Here is a 20,460-nt window from a genome sequence, read left to right on the forward strand (position 1 = left end):
GGCCATGCCCGACCGACTCGTTTATTTGTTGAGAACTTCGTCGAGGTTCATCAACTCGTTGGCCGTCATGGTCCAGGCGGCCAGGGCGGCCGGGTCGAGCCCGGAGTCGGGCTTCGACTCGCCGACGGTGATCAGCTCGGTCGCGTCCTTGGGATGTTCCTGGTAATAGGCGAACAGTTCTTCAAACGCATTCTGAATCACTTGCCCTTCCTCGGGGCGGAGTGGCCGGGCCAGCAGCCGCATCGCCATGAACTCGGCGCGGGTTTCGACCGATGTTCCCCCGCCCTTGATCGCGAGTTGGGCCAGGTTTCGCGCGGACTCAATGAACTGCGGGTCGTTGAGGGTCACGAGCGCTTGCAGCGGCGTGTTCGTTCGTTCGCGGCGGACCGTGCAGACCTCGCGGCTCGGTGCATTAAAGATATCCATTGATGCGGGGGGCGCAGCGCGTTTCCAGAAGGTGTAGAGGCTCCGGCGGTAGAGCTTCGCGCCGGCATCGCGAGCGTAGTCGCGGGTGTTGCTGCCGATCATCGCCACGGCTTCCCAGACCCCCTCGGGCTGATACGGCTTCACGCTCGGCCCGCCCAGCGTGTCCACCATGAGACCGCTGGCGGCCAGGGCGTAGTCGCGAACCATCTCGGCGTCCATCCGGAACCGAGGACCACGCGAGAGCATTCGGTTCGCGGGGTCCTTGGCCAGCTTCTCGGGCGACACGAGGGCCGACTGGCGGTAGGCGGCGGACGTGACCAGGGTCTTGAAGAACGACTTGACGTCCCAGCCTCGCTCCCGGAAGTCGAGGGCGAGCCAGTCGAGGAGCTCAGGGTGCGAGGGAGTTTCGCCGGTCACACCGAAGTCGCCCGTGGTCCGGACCAGCCCGGTCCCGAACACCTCCTGCCAGAACCGGTTGACGGTGACGCGGGCGGTGAGCGGGTGCTCGGCCCGGAGCAGCCACTGGGCCAGGCCGAGACGGTTGCGCGGCAGGTCGGCCGGCATCGGCGGCAGCACGGCGGGCGTCTCGGGCGTGACCTTGTCGCGTCGCTTGTCGTACTCGCCTCGGAACAAGATGTAGGCCATCGCCTCGTCTTTGCGCTCGTTCATCACGTGGGCCACCGTCGCCCGCGCCTGGATCGCCGCGTTCTCTTGCTCGAGCCCGGCCAACGTTGCGGCGAGCTTGCCGTATTCGAGGTCGAAGCTGGGGAGCCACCAGGAGAAAAGCTCGTCGTTCTCAGCGCTGGTCCGCTTGGGGTGGGACGCGTCGACAAGCCAGGTCGCGCGGCTGGTCTTCGCGAGCCGATCGACCTCCTCGGCGGGCAGCGCCCGCCCGTAGATCCGCACGTCCTGGATCAACAAGTTCGCCAAGACTGATGTGGAGTGCCGCTGCCCGAGCTTGAGGGGGACCGTCGTCTGGATCGACTCGGTGAGCGTGTCGGCCTGCACCTCGTGTTCCTGGCGCTGACCGTTGAGGTAGAGCGTCACACCGGCGGCCTTGCCGGAGCCATCGTAGGTGACGAGCAAATGGGCCCACTCGCCCGACTTCGGTTGAGTGTTGGCGAGGACCTTGATGGCGTTGCCGGGCCACTGATGAATGATGTGCGTGCCGATCCGCCCGTTCTCGAACCAGAGGTCCCAGCCGCGGTGGTCGTGCGCATCGTCCATCCGCGCCATGAACGCCCCGGTCGCGCTCGCTTTGGGGATCTTGACCCAGGCGCCGTAGGAGAAGGGCTGGCCCTTGTCGAAGTTGCCGGCTTCGGGCACCTGGGCCACCCCAGCCGCCTGGCTCTTGAAGGCCTTCGCGGAGAGATGCCCCGCCCCCCAGGCGGCGGACGGGACGGTCAGGGTCTTCGGGCGACCATCGACGGCCACGAACAAGGTCTTTCCGCTTCCCTCGCCGAGATAGGCGTGGAATCGAAGGCCGTCACTCGGGATCAAGGAGGCCAACGCGACGGCCGAAGTCGACCCGAGCCACTGGTCGAACTCGGGGCGGGCCGCTGGTTTGCGGGCGTCGGCTTGCTGCCTCGCCTCGACAAGCTTGCCCGCGATTTCTTTCGCGCGCGGCCGGTCGGCCGGCAGCGGCACGATGACGATCGGAGGCGTATCCTTGATATTCCCATCCCTGGCGATTTGCGTGGTGTTGTTGAAGAAGGCCGCCAGGGAATAGAACTCTTTCTGGCTGATCGGGTCGAACTTATGATCGTGGCAGACCGCGCAGCCGGTCGTCATCCCCAGCCAGACGAGCGAGGTGGTCTCGGTACGGTCGCGGGTGTAGAGGACGAGGTATTCCTCATCGATCAACCCACCCTCATTGGTCGTAATATTGCAGCGATTGAAGCCCGAGGCCACTTGCTGGTCGAGCGTCGGGTTGGGGAGCAAGTCGCCGGCAAGCTGCTCGACCGTGAACTGATCGAACGGCAAGTTCCGGTTGAAGGCTTTGATCACCCAGTCGCGATAGGTCCACATCTCTCGATAATTGTCGAAGTGGATTCCGTGCGTATCGGCATAGCGGGCGGCGTCGAGCCAGTAGCGGCCGCGATGCTCGCCCCAATGCGCGGAGGCCATCATCTGATCGACGAACCGCTCGTAGGCGTCCGGGGCCGGGTCGCGCAGGAAGGCTTCAACCACGGCCGGGCTCGGCGGCAGACCGGTCAGATCGAGGCTGAGGCGGCGTGCCAAGGTCCGGCGATCGGCCTCGGGCGCGGGGGCCAGGCCCGACGCTTCCAGCTTCGCCAACACAAAGCGATCGATCGGGTTGCGGACCCAGGCCTCGTTCTTGACGACCGGCGGCTCGGGCCGCGTCGGCGCGATCAGGGACCAGTGGGGTTGATACTCGGCGCCTGATTCGACCCAGCGTTTGAGGATCTGCTTCTGTTCGGCCGTCAGCGTCTTCTTGGTCGCGAGCGGTGGCATCACCTCATCCCGCTCCTCCGACTGGATTCGCTGGATCAGTTCGCTGCCGGCCAGGTCGCCCGGCGTGAGGGCGCCTGCCTTGATGGCCGGGTCGCGCTGGTCCAGACGGAGGTCGGCCTTGCGGCTCGCGCTATCCGGCCCGTGGCACGAAAAGCAATTCTCGGCCAGAATCGGGCGAACATCGCGGTTGTATTCGATCGCCCCGTCCCCCTCCGCCGCCCATGCCAACGCGGGCACGATCGAGAGGAAGAGTGCAGCCCCGATGACGGCGGTTCGCTTCATGACGTAACCTCGGGTCGTATCGAAGAGGAGGGAGTCGGCAGACCCCTTCCTCCCCACAGCGGGTGTGATCAGGCAGGAAAGTCGGGGGCAGGAATGCAAGCTGAGTGCAATTCTATAAAATACACGATCGCAATGCCAGCCTCGAGCGTTCCTCAGACGCGGGACGTACGGATCGCAACGCGGGCTGGTTCGTTGCGACCGTTGACCTGCTTCCGCGTTGATCCCGCGTCCTTCTCGGTCCTCCTGGCTTGTCACTTCGGTACTGAAGCGAGATGATCGGGCGATGAACGACGATCCCTCGGCACTGGAATACACCGGCGAACGAATGGTCCCCGAGCGGGCGAGCGGCCGGACCTTCTGGGAGCATCTCGGCCGCTATCGATTCGCCCGAAAGTTTGCGCGGGGGAGGCGGGTGCTCGACATCGCGTGCGGCGAGGGTTACGGGGCCGCGGCACTGGCCAAAGCCGGGGCGGCGAGCGTGATCGGCGTCGACCTCTCGGCCGAGGCCTGCGAACACGCCCGCAGCAAGTACGGGCTCGACGCCAGGTCCGGCGACGCCCTCGCCATCCCGCTGCCGGACCGTTCCCTTGACCTGGTCGTCTCGTTCGAGACGATCGAGCATGTCGACGACCCCGCCGCCTTCCTTGATGAATGCGCTCGGGTCCTGGCCCCCGACGGGGTCCTGATCGTCTCGACCCCGAACCGGCCGGTGTATAGCGCGGAGGGCGCGCACAACCCGTTCCACCGAATCGAGTGCGACGAACGCGAGTTCGAGGACTTGCTGCGCCCTCGGTTCAAGACCGTGCGCCTGTTTACCCAGTTCCCCGAATCCAGCGGCTGGTGGAGTCTCCGCGGGCTTGCGGCCGAACGCTCTCCCTGGCTTCGGATCAAGGGCTTCTGGCGCCTCTCGACCTGGCTCTGCCCCGCCAAGCGTCGTGAGGTCGATCCGGCGATCCGCAACTCGGCCGTCGACGTCATCCAGACCGACGAACCGTTCGCGTCCGCACTCTTCAGCCCGTACGTCGTGCGGCCGCGCTCACCCTGGAGTCGCGAGCGCCCCTATTATCTGATCGCCGTGGCCGAGGGGGTCAACCCGCCGACCGGCTGACGGTCCGAACTCAAGGCTCACTCAATTGGCCGGTTTCTCGACGTGTCCGCCGAACTCGTAGCGCAACGCCGAGAGCAGCTTGTCGGCGAAGTCGGACTCGCCCCGCGAGTAGAACCGTTCGAAGAGCGCGGTGGTCAAGACCGGGGCCGGCACGGCCTCGTCGATGGCGGCCTTGACGGTCCACCGCCCCTCGCCCGAGTCGGAGACCCGGCCCGAGAATGTCGCGAGGGCTGGATCCTTGAGCAGGGCGGACGCCGTCAGGTCGAGGAGCCACGAGGAGATCACGCTCCCACGCCGCCAGACCTCGGCCACGTCCCGAACATTAATGTCGTATTGATAGTGCTCAGGGTTGCGCAGCGGGGTGGTCTCGGCATCGACCTCGTGACTGCGTTTGCCGACATTCGCATGATTGAGGATCGCCATCCCTTCGGCGTAGGCGGCCATGATCCCATACTCGATCCCATTGTGGACCATCTTGACGAAATGCCCCGCGCCGCTGGGGCCGCAGTGGAGGTAGCCGTGCTCGGCGGTCCCCCCCAGCGCCTCGCGTCCCGGGGTGCTCGGTGCGGACTCGATCGGCGGCGCCAGGGTCTGGAAGATCGGGTCGAGGTGAGTGACGACCGGCCCTTCGCCACCGATCATCATGCAGTAGCCCCGCTCCAGGCCCCAGACTCCGCCGCTGGTGCCGACGTCGACGTAGTGTACGCCCTTCGCTTTCAGCTCGGCGGCGCGGCGGATGTCGTCGACGTAGTAGGAGTTGCCGCCGTCGATCACGATGTCGCCCTCTTCCAGGAGCGGCACGAGTTCCTCAAGCGTCTTGTCGACGACGGCCGCGGGAACCATCAGCCAGACCGCGCGCGGCTTGGCGAGCGTCCGGACGAACTCGGGGAGCGAGGCCGCTCCCACCGCCCCTTCCTTGACGACCGCGGCCACGGCGTTGGGGAACACGTCGAAGGCCACGCATGTGTGGCCTCCGCCGAGCAGCCTGCGCACCATGTTCGACCCCATCCGGCCCAGTCCGATCATTCCGAGCTGCATCGACCTCTCCTTTGGCTTCGGTTCGGTTCGCGTCTCGCTTGGTCCCGGTCCGGGCCGGTCGGTCCGGCAACGGGTTCTACGAAGTCCGTTTGAGGCGCCGGTAGCGGCGGATCAAACTGTTGGTGGAGCTGTCGTGAGCGAGTGGGGGCTCGGTCTCGCCGTCCAGTTCCGGAATGATCCGCATGGCCAGCACCTTGCCGAGCTCGACGCCCCACTGGTCGAACGAGTCGATGTTCCAGATCACCCCTTGGGTGAACACGACTTGCTCGTAGAGTGCGACCAGGGTCCCGAGCACCTCGGGGGTCAGCCGATCGGCCAGGATCACGTTCGTGGGCCGGTTCCCCTCGAAGGTCCGATGCGGCACGAGCCAATCCGGAGTCCCTTCGGCCTTGACCTGTTCGGCCGTCTTGCCGAAGGCCAAGGCTTCGGCCTGCGCGAAGACATTGGACATCAGAATGTCGTGGTGTTCGCCCCGGGGGTTGAGCGACTGGCAGAACCCGATCAGGTCGCACGGGATCAGCCGCGTCCCCTGGTGAATGAGCTGGTAGAACGAGTGCTGACCGTTGGTCCCGGGCTCCCCCCAGTAGACCGGGCTGGTGGCATAATCCACCGTCGCGCCCTCGAGCGTGACGTGCTTGCCGTTGCTTTCCATCGTCAACTGCTGGAGGTAGGCGGGGAACCGCTTCAAGTACTGGTCGTAGGGGAGGACGGCGACCGTCTCCGCCCCGAAGAAGTCGGTGTACCAGATCCCCAGCAGGCCGAGCAGGACGGGCAGGTTGCGTTCGATCGGAGTCGTGCGGAAGTGCACATCCATCGCATGCGAGCCCGCGAGCATCGCATGGAAGTTGTCGGGACCAATCGCGATCATCGTCGACAGGCCGATCGCCGACTCCATCGAGTAGCGACCGCCGACCCAGTCCCAGAAGCCGAACATATTCGCGGTGTCGATTCCGAACGCCTCGACCGCCTTGGCGTTGGTGGAGACCGCGACGAAGTGCTTGGCGATCGCCGCTTCGTCGCGGAGCGCGGCCAGGGACCAAGTGCGAGCCGTCTGGGCGTTGGTCATCGTCTCCAGAGTTGTGAATGTCTTTGAAGCCACGATAAAGAGCGTTTCGGTCGGGTCGAGGTCGCTCGTGGCCTCGGCGAAGTCGGTGCCGTCGACGTTGGAGACGAACCGCAGCGTCAACGAGCGATCGCTGTAGTGCTTGAGTGCCTCGTAGGCCATGACCGGCCCGAGGTCCGAGCCGCCGATCCCGATGTTGACAATGTTCTTGATCCGCTTCCCCGTCGCCCCCCTCCAGGCGCCGCTGCGGACCCGCTGGGAGAACTCGGCCATGCGGTCGAGCACGGCATGGACCTCGGGCACGACGTCCTTGCCGTCGAGGAGGATCGACTCCCCCTTCGGAGCCCGGAGCGCCGTGTGCAGGACCGCGCGTTGCTCGGTGACGTTGATCTTCTCGCCGCGGAACATCGCCTCGATGCATTCGGAGAGGCGGGCCTCCTGGGCGAGCCGAAACAGGAGCGTGAGCGTCTCGTCGGTGACCCGGTTCTTCGAATAGTCGACGTAGAGCCCCACCGCCTCGAGTGAGAGCCGCTCGCCCCGGCCGGGGTCGTCGGCAAACAACTGACGCAGGTGCAGGCCGCGGACCTGCTGGTAGTGGGCTTCGAGCGCTCTCCAGACCGGAAGTCGGGTCGCGGGCACGCCTGCTGTCGTCATCTCAGGGGTCTCCAATCGCCGTCGGCCTTACATTTTTTGTCGAGGGACGGCCAAGCGATCCGGGAGCAGACTCGCCCGCCCACAAATTCCGCGTTGGTCCATCACTACATAATCGCGCATGAGGGCCGCGGTCAACCGGGACCTGACGGTGGAGAAGTGCGAAATCATTCGACTTTGATTGAGAAGCGACCGAGCAACTGAGCAACCGAGCAGCGCAGCGGAGTAAGTGATCTGGCCCCGCTCGGCATCACGGAACGTCGATCCGGGATCGCTTACTCCGCTGCGCTGCGTGCGAGGCTCGGTTCAAGAAGGCTCACTTCAAGACGCCTCGCGGTCGCAACGCGATTTGGGCTCACGGAGAAATCGAAAAACGGGGGGGAAGAAAAGAAGAGGAAAAGGCCGGGCGTCAATGCCGGGAAAGACCAGGCTCCCCAGCCTCCGACTCCGTGGCTGGGCGGTACTCCGCGGGCGAACCGACCGGGCGAGTCCACGCCGCCGGATCAAGCTGTTCGAGCCGTCGAAGCGCCTGACGCATCAAGGCTTCATCCACCTCGTGGACGTCGACCGGGTCTCCGACGCCGCGGAGCATCGTCAGGGTCAGCCGCCCCCCCAGGTGCTGGCGGAACTCTTCCAGCCCCTCGAACAGGGCCGTTCCATCACGCAGGGCAGGGTGCCCCAAGGGGAGGCCCAGGTCGGTCAGACAGCGGAGCACCCGGTCAGCGACCTCGGTCGGCAGGCCGAGTGCCAGTGAAGAGTAGACCGTGTCAAGCGCCACGCCGATCGCGACGGCCTCGCCATGCCGCACCTGGAAGTCGGTCATCGCCTCCAACCGGTGGGCCGACCAGTGGCCGAAGTCGAGCGGCCGCGCCTCGCGTGCCTCAAACGGATCGCCCCCGCGGGTGATGTGCCGGCGATGCCACTCCGCCGAAGCCCGGATCGCCGGCAGGGCCGCCGTCAAGTCGCGCTGGCGAATCCGCGTCGCCGACGCGCACAACTCCGCGAACATCCCGGGATCCTTGAGCAACGCGACCTTCACCGCTTCGGAGAAGCCGCAAACGAAGTCGCGATCGGGCAAGGTCGCGAGTAGCGCGGTGTCGTTGATAACGGCCCAGGGGACCGCGAAGCTGCCGAGCCAGTTCTTCTTGCCGAACAGGTTGACCGCGTTCTTGACCCCCACGCCCGAATCGCCTTGAGCCAGCGTGGTGGTTGGCAGGCGAACCAGCCGCAAGCCGCGGTGTGCGATCGCCGCGGCAAAGCCGACCGCGTCCAGCACCGCACCACCACCAACCACGACCACGTAACTCCGCCGATCCAGGCCGGCGGCGTTGAACACCTTGAGCATGCGTTCAAGGATGTGGATATCATTCTTGACCGCCTCGCCCCCTTCGACGACCTGCACGTTTCCGGCCAGCGTGATGCGGCCGGCATGCGCGGCGGTGAAGGCACGGAGCCGGTGTCGGAGTTCGGGCTGAGCACGCGCCACGTGATCGTCGAGCCAGAACTGGACCCGCGCGGGGCGGTCTCCGGAGGGCTCGAGCACGTCGGCCAGCACCCCCTGATCGGCACCGAGCACGTCGTCAGTGAAATGCAGCCGATGGACGAACGAGGGGGCGAACGACACCTCAGCGCGAACCGGATCGATTTCGTAGTCCATCGCGGCAAGACTTCCCGGGTAGGTGGCGGGAGCTCGTCGGGCCGTCGAGTTCGGCCGCGACGCGCGGGTGGGTACTGATGGTTCTCAAAGTATACAGGCGCGTCAAGGCTCGGTCGAGACCTCAGAACCAACGGGCGGCACGAAGTCGATCCGCAGGAATCACCCGAGACACCGCCCAGCGCAGCGAAACGGCCACCGGCCCTCGCGTCGCCGCGTGGGCCGGTGGCCGGTCAGTTCGGTTTCAACTCATCCCGAAAAAACCTAGGAGCGGACCAACCTCTGTCTCAAAGACCGCTCAGGTCGGCCGCGATCACGCGGATCCCCTTCTTCAAGCCGAGTGCTTTGACCATCTCGTCGGTCGCGGGCAAGGTCAGGCTCCGCTGCGGCGAGATGCTGATACCCGCGAGCACCTTCGAGTCGGTCTCGCTCCCCTTGCCGAGGACCGCGATTCCGTTCAGGATCAGCGGCGAGGCGTTTTCGATCTTGATCTTGTAGGTCGGCTTCCCCTTCAAACGCGGGCCGGGAGAGAGCTGGGCCCGCACCATGCGGTCGAGGATCCCCTCGGCCAGACCGTCGGCCACCGCCGCCACGTTCAGCTCACCCGTCTTGGTCCGCGCGAGCGGAAGCGTGAACTTGCCCGCCGCCGCCCAAGCCCGAGCCGGGCCGTCGCTGGTCGCCACCTGCACGGTCGCCTCGTCCCCATTGACCTGAACCTTGCAGGCCACGGCCGGTCCCTTCGGCTCCGAAGGAACGCCCGAAACCCCCTTCAGACCCAGGAGCGTCTTTTCTTTGAGCGCGTCACGCAGTTCTTGAGCTGCCGACTCGCCGGCCGTCCCCTTGGCAACGATCTCGTACTGCAAGACCCCCGTCTCCTCGGCGGGGAGCGACCCCAAGCCGTCGACGAAGTTTCGGGCCAGGGTCAACTCGTGGGCATTCGACCAGGACTTCGACATCCCCTCGATCGCGTCCCACTCCCGACCAGAGGCGACCCGCAACATGACAAGCTGGGCCACAGCCTGAGGCGCCTTGTCTTCGGCCAGCCGCTTCATCGCCCCCTGAACCCGGGCATCATCGGTCAACTGGCTGATCTCGCCAAGCCGGAGCTTCTCGCCCTTGGCCGGCATCGCCATCGACTGATCCGCATTCGGGTCCGACAACCGCACCAGGCGGGTGGGAAGATGCCGGGTCTGCTTGGGGCTCAGCGCGGCGAACGGGAGGCCCGTCGGAGGAACCGACCGGAATCCACCCCCTCGCCCCCCCATACCACCGCCCATGCCACCCATACCGCCGCCCATGCCACCCATGCCACCGCCCATGCCGCCCATCATTCCGGACATGAGCGACTGCTGGTCCCAACTATCCCGCTCGCCGACCAGGGACATGATCAGGCGTCCGAGCATCATCATGCCCATCGAAGCCGGCATGGTTCCGCCACCACCCCCCATACCGCCGCCCATGCCGCCACCGCCCATACCGCCACCGCCCATGCCTCCCATACCACCACCGCCCATGCCTCCCATACCGCCACCGCCCATGCCTCCCATGCCACCACCCATGCCGCCGCCGCCCATGCCACCGCCACCCATGCCGCCCATGCCACCGAATTGGCCGGTGGCTCCCGAGGCGATCAGACCGGGGGGAAGCACGACTCGGAGGGGGCGCTTGGTTTTGTTCGTGAGCGACAAGGTCATCCGGCCGTCGCCACTCCCCTCGGCGTTGACGGAGACATCGCCTTGTCGAACGGCATCAAACAGACTGACCGGCTTGGTCTCGGAGGAAGTCGCCTGATCTTCGGCCTTGGCCGCAGGCTCATCCGCAATGCTTGGCGTCGCGGATACGGAGAGACAGAGACCAGCCGCCAAGGCGGCCAAGCGCCCAGGCGCAAAGAGTGCGCGTCGCATTGGGGGGAAACCTTTCTGGTGCTCACCTGAGCACGCGGGGGGAATATTCGGACAAATAATCGTGGAGGTCAGAGTAAGCAGGAGAATCAACGTGCTCGATCGGATCCGGCTCAGGAGAAGAAAGGAGAACCTCGAGAGCCGGAGGAACGTGAGGGTGAAGTCGCGTTCGACTTGATCTTGGACGCCGGCCGACCCGTAGATATTCAGACTTCCGCCAAAAAGAAAAAAAACGGGGTCTCAAGGCCAACCGTGCGCCCCACGGCTCACTTGGGGTTTGGTGTCGGCATGGGTGCATGAATCTGCTTACGCCAAGCAAGCATCTTGGCGTGGAGTTCCTTCACGCGCTCGGGCAATGAGGCGGCCAGGTCGATCTTTTCTCCGACATCATTTCGTTTGTTGTAGAGTTCAAGTTTACCGGTTTCGAAGAACTCCATGAGTTTCCAGTCCCCCGACCGGATGACGCCGACGGGGGTGGTCCGCCAGCTTCCCTTGCCCGCCCCCAGGTAGCCGGGGAAGTGCCAGTAGAGGTCCTCCCGGTCCCACGTTCCCTGGCCGCCGCTGGTCAAGAGGCTGACGTAGCTGGTCCCATCGAGCGGGTAGTCTTCCGCCACTTTGCCGCCAGCCAAGGCAACCAGGGTGGGGTAGAGGTCCACGCTGTTGATCGAACGATCACAGACGGTGCCCGCGGGGATCTTGCCAGGCCAGCGGAACAGGTACGGGACCCGGATTCCCCCTTCGTAAAGCATGCCCTTGCCCCCACGCAACGGCGCGTTGTCGGTCACGGCTCCCGCCTTGCCGATCCCTTCCCGAGCATATCCGCCAACCCCGCCGTTATCGCTCGAGAAGATCACCAGCGTCTCGTCGGAGAGGCCGAGCTCATCGAGCGTCTTGACAACGCGACCGACGCTCTCATCAACGCTGGCGAGCATGGCGGCATAGGTGGGGTCATGATGCCCTCCGGCCGCCGGCTTTGCGGCGAACTTCTCGATCAACGCTTTCTTCGCCTGGTAGGGCGCGTGGACTCCGAAGTGAGGCAGGTAGAGAAAGAACGGCTCGGCCTTGTGCCGCGTGATGAAGTCGACCGCCTTGTCGGTCAGGAAATCGGCGAGGTAGGTCCCGTCGGGATAGGTCACCTTGGGACTGGTCGTGAACTCGAAATGCTGGCCCATCGAGACGATCGCTTCGTCGAACCCACGGCGCCGGGGATGATAGTCCCCTTGCTGACCGAGATGCCACTTGCCGAACATCCCCGTAGCATACCCTGCCGACTTGAGGGCCTGGGCGATCGTCACCTTCTCCAATGGTAGCCCCTGGGCATTGTCGACCGGGCGCAGGGGACGGCTCTTCCAGTCGAACCGGTCAATCGAGCCGACGGTATAAACGCCGGTTCGCGGCCCGTACTGGCCGCTCATCAAGGCGGCACGCGTCGGCTGGCAGTTGGGACCGCACGAGTAGCCATCGGTGAACTTCAAGCCCTGGGCCGCGAGCCGGTCGATGTTGGGCGTCTCGTAATAGCGGCTCCCGTAGCAAGCGACGTCGGTGTAACCGAGGTCGTCGGCCAAGATAAACACAATGTTCGGCTTGCGGTCCGCCGCCCAACTGTTCCGCGGCGCCTGGGCAGCCGCAGCCAGCAACAGCAAGGCCACCATTCCACGAACGACGCTCCGGCTCATCCTGACCTCACTTGAAAGGATCCTTATACTGGACTGGCACGCGAAACGCGTTTGCTGATGCTAGTCGGTTCGCCGATCCGCCGCCACCAGATCGTTCGCGCCGACGAAAGACAACATCGCGATCGCTTTCGAGCCGCCCGCCCCCCTCTGGAGCGCCGCTCAACGCGTGCCTAAGATCAGAAGCTCCGCGAGTGATGGAGCCTCGCCAACCCGATTGGCGTCATCGCCCGCGAATCTCAACCTGGCTTGATCCCTCGCGGAGTTCAGCGACCATGCCCCAGATCCTCAAGACCGTCGCCCTGCTTCTGCCGACGACTTGCCTCTTGTTCCTGCCCTTGCTCTCGCTCCAGGCGCAACAGCCCGCGGCGAACCAGCCGACGGCCGAGGACGTCATCAAGGCGGTCGAGGCCAAGAAAGGCCCGGCCAAAGCCGCGAACGATCCGATCGAGCGGATCAAGGAGGAAGGGCTGAAGCGGTCGCAGGTCATGGCGACCTTGAGCTACCTGACCGACGTGATCGGCCCCAGGCTCACCGGTTCGCCGGGGCTGACCCGAGCGAACGAGTGGACCCGGGACAAACTCTCCGGGTGGGGCGCGGAGAACGCTCACCTCGAGCCGTGGGGGCCGTTCGGACGCGGTTGGTCGCTTCAGCGGTTCTCGGCCCAGGTCGTTGAGCCCCACGCCATCCCCTTGATCGGCTACCCCAAGGCATGGTCACCCGGCCTCGAAGGAACGCTCGTTGCCCCGGTCGTCCACCTCGACGCCAAGTCGGAAGCGGATCTAACCAAGTTCAAGGGGACGCTCAAGGGGGCGATCGTGCTGGTCGGGCCGGCGCGTGACCTCGACGCCCGAGTCGAGCCGCTCGCCACCCGGCTGACGGACAGCGAGCTGCTCACGTTGGCCAATGCCAATGAGCCCAGCAACGGGCGAGCGCAACCACGCCGCCGCGAGGCCCCCTCATTCGAGCGGCAACGGCTGCAATTCCTCGTGGACGAAGGCGCCGCGCTGGTCGCTGAGCCCAGCCCACTCGGTGACGGCGGCACCCTGTTCGTCAGCGGGGCCCGTCTTCCCGGCCCCGCGGCCGCGCCCGGCTCCAATGCCAGGCGGCCCTCGGCCTGGGACAAGGACGCACCTCGGACCGTGCCCCAGATCGTCCTCGCCATCGAGCACTATAACCGGCTCGTCCGCATGATCGGCCAGGGGGAATCGCTCAAGATGGCCGTCGACCTGTCCGTCCAATTTCATGAGGACGACTTGATGGGATACAACACGATCGCCGAAATTCCCGGCACCGACCTGAAACAGGAGGTCGTCATGCTCGGCGGGCACCTCGACTCCTGGCACAGCTCCACCGGCGCCACCGACAATGCGGCCGGCGTCGCGGTCGCCATGGAGGCCGTCCGAATCCTCAAGGCCCTCGACTTGCACCCCCGCCGGACCGTCCGGATCGCGCTCTGGACCGGAGAAGAGCAGGGGCTCCGCGGCTCGCGGGCCTACGCCTCCAAGCACTTCAGCACCGGAGACGACCCCGCCGGGTTCGATCACCCCAGAGATACGGAGGCTGAGGAGTCCGAGGAGGCTGAGGAGTCTGAAGAATTCGAGGAATCCGAAGAGTCTGAAGAATCCGAGGGGTCCGAGGCCGAATCGACGCCCACCCCCGAGTTCAAGTCATTCTCGGGCTACTTCAACCTCGACAACGGGACAGGGAAAATCCGCGGAGTCTACCTCCAAGGGAACGAGGCGGTGCGGCCGATCTTCCGCAAGTGGCTCGAGCCCTTCCGCGCGATGGGGGCTACGACCCTCTCGTCCGCCAACACCGGAGGCACCGACCACCTCTCGTTCGACGGCCTCGGCTTGCCTGGCTTCCAGTTCATCCAAGACCCCGTCGAATACTCGACCCGAACCCACCACTCGAACCAGGACGTGTTCGACCGCATCCAGGCCAACGACATGAAGCAGGCCGCGATCATCATGGCCGCGTTCGTTTACAACACCGCCGTCCTGGACGAGAAACTGCCGCGGAAACCAAGACCGAAGCCCACCGCCACCACCGTCGTCACAAACCCCGGAGCCAAGGCTTCGCCCCATTGAAAACAAGGCGTCCGAAGCCCCCACGCCACGATCGCGTCCCCGAACCCCATCCAGTTTCGACGAGCCGCCTGAGGGTTCGGGGAATCCGAATATGCTTGTTTTGCGCTCCTCTTGACTCCACTGAACAATCAACGATGATGGTAGAGGAACTTTGTCGATTGCGATGACGCTCGACAGGAAGCCGGGCCGAAGGCTGGCCCAAATCGGCCCGATTGGGACTCGAAAGTCGCGCAAACCTTGTCCGGGCCCGAGTTTCCCAGGTTTCCCGCGCCCGGCAAGTCGGAAGCTTGAGCGGCCGGTGTCCCTGACGACTCGCAATCGAGAGGTCACGATGTCGTGCAATTCTCGGTTCTCCAAAAGCAGGGCCAGGTGACGATTCCGCCGCACTCCTTCCCAGGCAGGCGGCGGTCTCGGTCCTCGACCCTTGTGCCGAAGGAGCGGGCATGGCTCATCGCATTCTGTCGAAGCGAGCAAAAGTCCGTGCATTGCTCGCGAGAACGGGCCTGACCGCGGTTCGTTGGCACACGCTCGGCCGCGGCCTTTATTGCTTCAACTACCACCGGATCGGTGATCCGGAGGCCTGCGCATTCGACCGAGGGGTCTATTCCTGCTCGACCGCTCACTTTCGGGAGCATGTCGCCATGCTCAAGGAACGGTTCGAGGTGGTCAACCTGGCGCGGCTTCTCGAGGAGGGGGGACGTCCACCCCGGAAACCGTTGGCCCTGATCACGTTTGACGACGGCTATGCGGACAACTATGAGGTCGCCTTCCCGACCTTGAGGGAGTTGGGGGTCACGGCCGCCTTCTTCATCCCGACGGCCTTTATTGGGGGCTCGCAACTCCCCTGGTGGGACGAGATTGCCTGGTCGCTCCGCAACGCGACCATCGAGCGGATCCGCCTTGAGGACGCCGAGGGAGACTTTGATTTGGGGGCCGAGGGGATTGAGCGGTCGATCGAAGCCGTTCTCGAACGGGTCAAGCTCCGCACACGCATCCCGATGGACGAGCAAGTCAGGGAGATCCGCGCGCGTTGCCGCCCGGCCGGGTCGATGCGGGACGCTGGTGCCCGCCTGTTCATGGATCGGGAACAGCTTCGCGAGATGCGGCGGGCGGGAATGGACATCGGCTCACATACGCACTCGCACCGCATTCTCTCGCACCTCAACGGCGACACCCAGCGCGAGGAGCTGGAACAGTCCAAGACGATCCTCGAAGGCTTGCTCGATGAGCCCATTACCTCGGTCGCCTACCCCGTTGGCAGGTCGTCTTCCTACACCCCGGAGACTTGCCAGATCGCGGAGTCGCTTGGCTACCGCGTCGGGTTCAACTTCATCTGCCAATCCAATCGCCTGCCGCTGAGCAAGCCGTTCGACATTTTTCGGTTTGGCATCCATCGCGATATCGATTCCCATGAACTGAAATCCCACACCTGTTTTCAATGGATTTAAATTGAAACGGGAGCCGATTCCAGGCAGCGAGAGCGATTCCCAAGAGGGGGAGGGAACTCGATGGGACACAAGGTGCTGGTTCTCGGGCACGACAGCCGATCATTCCTCAGCGTCGTTCGCTCCCTCGGGCGCGGCGGCATCGAAGTACACGCGGCCTGGCACCGGCCGGGAGATCCGGCTGCGCGGTCGCGTTATCTCGCAAGACGGCACGACCTGCCGGCTTACCGCGAGCACGACGACCAGTGGAAAGTCGACTTGATCGCGTTGTTGTGCCGTGAGCAATTCGACCTGGTCATTCCCTGTCACGACTCGTGCCTGGTCCCGCTCCAGCAACACCGAACGGAATTGGAGCCGCACGGCCGACTCGCCCTCCTGAGCGACGAATCGTTCGCGGTCTTCTTCGACAAGTTTCAGACGAACGAGTTGGCCAGATCCGTCGGGGTCCGGGTTCCTCGCGAGACGATTCTTTCAGATTTACACAACTCAGAATACCTGATTTCTGAGTTCACGCTGCCGGTCGTTCTGAAGCCCCGCGAGTCGTTCAATCCAGGCACCCCGGACTCCCGGCACGAGGTCCGCAAAGTCTACACACGCGACGAGTTGGACCAGGCGCTCGAGGCAATGATCGGCGCGGGCCCGGTCGCCATCCAGGAGAACGTTCTCGGCCGAGGGGTGGGTGTCGAGCTCCTGATGAGGGGGGGGAGGTGCTGATGGCGTTTCAGCATGTGCGCGTCCACGAGCCGCCACGCGGCGGGGGCAGTTCCTATCGCATGAGCACGCGACCGAGTCCGGAATTGGTCGACGCCTCGGTGCGGCTCCTGAAGGCCCTCGACTACACCGGGGTCGCGATGGTCGAGTTCAAGGTCGATTCCCGGACCGGCCGGTGGGCCCTCATCGAAGTCAACGGACGGTTCTGGGGCTCGCTCCCGCTGGCCCTGGCCGCCGGGGCCGACTTCCCCCTAGCTCTGGTCCAGATGCTCCTCGAGGGTCGGACCGCGTTTCCGCAGACCTACCGCGTGGGACTCTGTTGCCGCAACTGGGAGGGAGACGTGGAGTGGCTCTCGGCCAATCTCAGAGCCGACCGGTCGGACCCGACGCTGACGACTCGCCCGCTGGTTGGGGTCCTCGCCGAGACGCTCAAGAACCTGACACTCTTCCGCGAGCGGAGCGACACCTTCGTCCTCGACGACCCGACCCCCGCGTGGCACGAGCTGTCGGGGATCGGCCGCCGGAAATGGTTGGGCTTCCGCGGCAAACTCGCGTGCCGTTTCCTCCAGTCGAGCCGATCGCGTCGCGGCCTCGCGAAGCGATTCCGAGAACGGGTCCGCGTGGCCCGGCAGGTGCTCTTCCTCTGCGCGGGAAATATCTGTCGGAGCCCATACGCCGCCGCCGTCGCCGTCAAGAATCTGGGGCACCGCCTGGAAATCGACTCGGCGGGCTACCTGCCGCTCCCCGGGCGACCGTCCCCGGAAGTGGCCGTCGCCGTGGCGGCCGCCCGCGGCATCGACCTCTCGGACCACGCATCGCAAGTCCTGACGGAAACCCTCGTCCGCCAGTCCCATCTGATCATCGTATTCGACTACGCCAACTACCAACAGTTCCGGCGGACCTATCCGTTCGCTCGAGACCGTGTCTTTCCCCTTGGGGCGATCCGGCCCGAGGGTCCGCTTTTCATCGAGGACCCTTGGAATGGCGGGGCCGAGGAATTCGAGAGGTGCTATCAGGAGATTGACGAGAACCTCGAACGGGTGATCGAAGAAGTCGGGCGAGCTGGACCGACCACATCCCCCAAGGCGACGACCACCGAACCGCGGAACCTGGCATGATCGAATCACGATGAGGGTCCGCAGACGACCTCTCGGAAGCGTGCGCGAGGAATCCATCTGGCTCTTGTCTGGCCAGCACGGCCCACCCTACAAAAACCCCTTCTCACACACGCCCTCAGACGGAGATCGCTTCGGCGTGTCTCGAAAACGCCCGCCAACCCATGCAATCGCGACACGGGTCATGGAGGCAATTGCCAGAAAATTGCATTGGCTTGTGCCGCCGGCTCGAGAGAGGTAGAATAATTGTTCGACTCGAGCCCGTCACGGCGCTCGACCCTCATTCCGCGCGCTTGGGTTCCGGTTTTCCTTGGTCGCTGCCTTCGCGTTCGCTGCTGCCGACCTGCCGACAGCCGGTGCATAATCTCTCCGGTCGGTGGTCAGTCCTGCCTGCCTCCGCCTCCTTGGTTTGAGGAGATCCCGGCTCCGCCATGGTTAGCCCCTCAAAGCAGACCCAACCCTTCGCCCTGTTCCGTCGCACCGTGGCCGCGACCGGGGTCGCCCTCGTCTGGCTCGCGATTGTGCCGGCCCCGCGCATCGTCGAGGCGGCCGAAGGGAACAGCGGAGAACAAATCTACGCTCGTCAGTGCGCTTCGTGCCATGGGGCGAAGGGGGAGGGGACCCCTGAGGATTATCCGCATCCCCTGATCGGCGATCGGACCTTGCCCCGGCTCACAAGCTACATCGCCAAGTCGATGCCCGAGGACGCTCCGGGGTCGTGTGTCGGCGAGGATGCCGAGAAGGTCGCCGCCTACATTCACGACGCATTCTATTCGAAAGCGGCCCAGGCCCGCGCCAAGCCGCCCCGAATCGAACTCTCCCACCTGACCGTGCGCCAATATCGCAACGCCGTGACCGACCTCATCGGCCGGTTCCGCGAGCCGAGCGTGCGGGGCGATCGTCGCGGCTTGCACGGGGACTACTTCAAGTCGAAGCAGATCCGCAACGACGGGGTCTTCAGCCGGGTCGACCCCCAGGTGCGGTTCGACTTCTCCAAGTCGAGCCCCGACCCCGAGAAGATCGAACCCAAGGAATTCGCGATCCGTTGGCAGGGGTCGGTCCTTGCGCCCGAGACGGGGGAGTATGAATTCATCGTCAAGACTGAGAACAGTGCTCGGTTGTGGGTCAACGACCTCAAACGACCGCTGATCGACGCCTTTGTCAAGTCGGGCAGCGACACCGAATACCGCGGTTCGATCCGCCTGCTGGCCGGTCGGGCCTATCCGTTGCGGCTCGAGTACTCCAAGGCCACCCAGGGGGTCAAGAAAGACGACAAGAAGGCCGAAGTGGCGCCGGGGTCGATCGCCCTCGAGTGGGCGCTGCCGCATCGAGTCGCCGAGGTCATTCCCCAGCACAACCTCGCTCCCGACCTGCTCCCTGAATCCTTCGTCCTGGCGAGTCCGTTCCCGCCCGACGACCGGAGCGTCGGCTATGAACGCGGGTCGTCGGTCTCCAAGGAGTGGGAGCAGGCCACGACGGACGCCGCGATCGAGGTGGCCGACTACGTCGTGGCGCACCTCCGCGAGCTGACCGGGGTCAAAGACGACGATCCGGACCGCGAGCCTCGGCTCCGCGCGTTCTGCCTCCAATTCGCCGAGCGCGCGTTTCGCCGCCCGCTGACCGACGACCAGCGCGAGCTCTACGTCGAGCGTCAGTTCAAGGACGTCCGCGACTTCGACACGGCCGTCAAACGGGTCGTGCTGCTCGTCCTCAAGTCGCCTCGGTTCCTCTATCAAGAGATCGGCGGGGAAGGGGACGCCTACGACGTGGCCGCGCGCCTTTCATTCGGCCTCTGGGACTCGCTCCCGGACAAGCCGCTCCTGCAAGCTGCCGCGTCCGGCCAGCTCAAAACGAGCGACCAGGTCACCGGCCAGGCGGAACGGATGGCGTCCGACCCGCGGTGCCGCGCCAAGCTTCGCGACTTCTTCTTTCAGTGGCTGAAGGTCGAGCAGATCCCCGACCTGGCGAAGGATCCCAAGCGGTTCGGCGACTTTGACGAGGCGATGGCGTCGGACTTGCGAACCTCGCTCGACCTGCTCCTGGAAGACCTGGTCTGGAGCGACGCTTCCGACTTCCGCCAGCTCCTGCTCACCGACGCGCTCTACCTCAACGGCCGGCTCGCCCAATTCTACGGCGCCTCGCTTCCGACCGACGCCCCGTTCCAGAAGGTCACGCCGGAGCCTCGCGAGCGTGCCGGAGTGTTGACCCACCCGTACCTGATGACGAGTTTCGCCTACACGGCGACCAGCTCACCGATCCATCGCGGCGTGTTCATCGCTCGAAGCGTCCTCGGCCTGGCACTGCGGCCGCCGCCCGAGGCCTTCCCGCCGCTGGCGCCCGACCTTCATCCCCAGTTGAGCACCCGGGAACGGGTCGCGCTGCAGACCAGCCCCGAGTCGTGCCAGGCCTGCCACGCGATGATCAACCCGCTCGGATTCACCTTGGAGCCGTTCGACGCCGTCGGCCGGTTCCGACGCGAGGAGAACGGGCGGTCGATCGACGCGACCGGGGCCTATCAAACGCGCACCGGGGAACTCGTCAAGTTCGCCGGCGCCCGCGACCTGGCGGCCTTCCTGGCGGGCAGCCCGGAAACGCACAACGCCTTTATCGAACAGGTCTTCCACAACATCGTCAAGCAACCGGTCCGGGCGTTCGGACCGCACGAGCTCGAGAACCTGCGTGCGGCGTTTGCCGAGGGGAATTTCAACATCCGAAAGCTCGTTGTCAAGATCGCGGCCGACACCGCCTTGATCGCGCGGGCCACCCCACCGTAGCTCGCTCCGTAGGTTCGTGCCGCCGAGTCTGCCTTGAATTCATCCCGTTCG

General features: G+C 65.1%; 12 protein-coding genes. 6 read left to right on the top strand and 6 right to left on the bottom strand.

From position 1 onward, the window contains the following. Positions 1 to 21: 21 nt before the first annotated feature. On the bottom strand, positions 22 to 3,183 hold the full coding sequence (locus BUS42_RS40465) for a DUF1553 domain-containing protein (protein WP_074317393.1): 3,162 nt from the start codon (positions 3,181 to 3,183) through the stop codon (positions 22 to 24). A gap of 283 nt (positions 3,184 to 3,466) precedes the next feature. On the opposite strand from BUS42_RS40465, the gene BUS42_RS40470 reads away from it, so the two are divergent. Then, positions 3,467 to 4,291, top strand: a complete 825-nt coding sequence (locus tag BUS42_RS40470) for a class I SAM-dependent methyltransferase (protein WP_074317396.1) — start codon at positions 3,467 to 3,469, stop codon at positions 4,289 to 4,291. 21 nt (positions 4,292 to 4,312) lie between these two features. Here the strand turns inward: BUS42_RS40470 and gnd are convergent, their stop codons facing one another. The 5 genes from gnd to BUS42_RS40495 form a co-directional block, all read right to left on the bottom strand. Further along, complete coding sequence (gene gnd, locus BUS42_RS40475; RefSeq protein ID WP_074317398.1) at positions 4,313 to 5,329, bottom strand: phosphogluconate dehydrogenase (NAD(+)-dependent, decarboxylating); 1,017 nt, start codon at positions 5,327 to 5,329, stop codon at positions 4,313 to 4,315. Positions 5,330 to 5,405: 76 nt separating this feature from the next. Beyond that, positions 5,406 to 7,046, bottom strand: a complete 1,641-nt coding sequence (gene pgi, locus BUS42_RS40480; RefSeq protein ID WP_074317401.1) for a glucose-6-phosphate isomerase — start codon at positions 7,044 to 7,046, stop codon at positions 5,406 to 5,408. 406 nt (positions 7,047 to 7,452) lie between these two features. Next, on the bottom strand, positions 7,453 to 8,700 hold the full coding sequence (locus tag BUS42_RS40485; RefSeq protein WP_074317405.1) for a 3-dehydroquinate synthase: 1,248 nt from the start codon (positions 8,698 to 8,700) through the stop codon (positions 7,453 to 7,455). A 284-nt stretch (positions 8,701 to 8,984) separates the two neighbouring features. Beyond that, positions 8,985 to 10,601, bottom strand: coding sequence for a hypothetical protein (locus BUS42_RS40490; protein ID WP_074317407.1), 1,617 nt, complete (start codon positions 10,599 to 10,601; stop codon positions 8,985 to 8,987). 263 nt (positions 10,602 to 10,864) lie between these two features. After that, entirely contained in the window at positions 10,865 to 12,274 is a 1,410-nt protein-coding gene (locus BUS42_RS40495; protein WP_074317409.1) for a sulfatase, read from the bottom strand. Between the two features lie 272 nt (positions 12,275 to 12,546). Here BUS42_RS40495 and BUS42_RS40500 point away from each other — a divergent pair, with 272 nt between their 5' ends. The 5 genes from BUS42_RS40500 (at position 12,547) to BUS42_RS40520 (ending at position 20,409) form a co-directional block, all read left to right on the top strand. Beyond that, positions 12,547 to 14,364, top strand: coding sequence for a M20/M25/M40 family metallo-hydrolase (locus BUS42_RS40500; RefSeq protein ID WP_074317411.1), 1,818 nt, complete (start codon positions 12,547 to 12,549; stop codon positions 14,362 to 14,364). Between the two features lie 443 nt (positions 14,365 to 14,807). Beyond that, positions 14,808 to 15,812 carry a polysaccharide deacetylase family protein gene (locus BUS42_RS40505; protein WP_074317412.1) on the top strand — a complete coding sequence of 335 codons (1,005 nt, stop codon included), beginning with the start codon at positions 14,808 to 14,810 and terminating at the stop codon, positions 15,810 to 15,812. A 60-nt stretch (positions 15,813 to 15,872) separates the two neighbouring features. After that, positions 15,873 to 16,523, top strand: a complete 651-nt coding sequence (locus BUS42_RS40510) for an ATP-grasp domain-containing protein (protein ID WP_074317414.1) — start codon at positions 15,873 to 15,875, stop codon at positions 16,521 to 16,523. Beyond that, positions 16,523 to 17,638: an arsenate reductase/protein-tyrosine-phosphatase family protein gene (locus tag BUS42_RS40515; protein WP_074317416.1), complete on the top strand. Its 1,116-nt coding sequence runs from the start codon at positions 16,523 to 16,525 to the stop codon at positions 17,636 to 17,638. The genes BUS42_RS40510 and BUS42_RS40515 overlap by 1 nt, the downstream gene beginning before the upstream one ends. A gap of 428 nt (positions 17,639 to 18,066) precedes the next feature. Next, positions 18,067 to 20,409: a DUF1592 domain-containing protein gene (locus BUS42_RS40520; RefSeq protein WP_083671360.1), complete on the top strand. Its 2,343-nt coding sequence runs from the start codon at positions 18,067 to 18,069 to the stop codon at positions 20,407 to 20,409. Positions 20,410 to 20,460: the final 51 nt, after the last annotated feature.

Origin of the sequence: Singulisphaera sp. GP187 (assembly GCF_900129635.1) — a bacterium.
In the GTDB taxonomy this organism is placed as follows: Bacteria; Planctomycetota; Planctomycetia; order Isosphaerales; family Isosphaeraceae; genus Singulisphaera.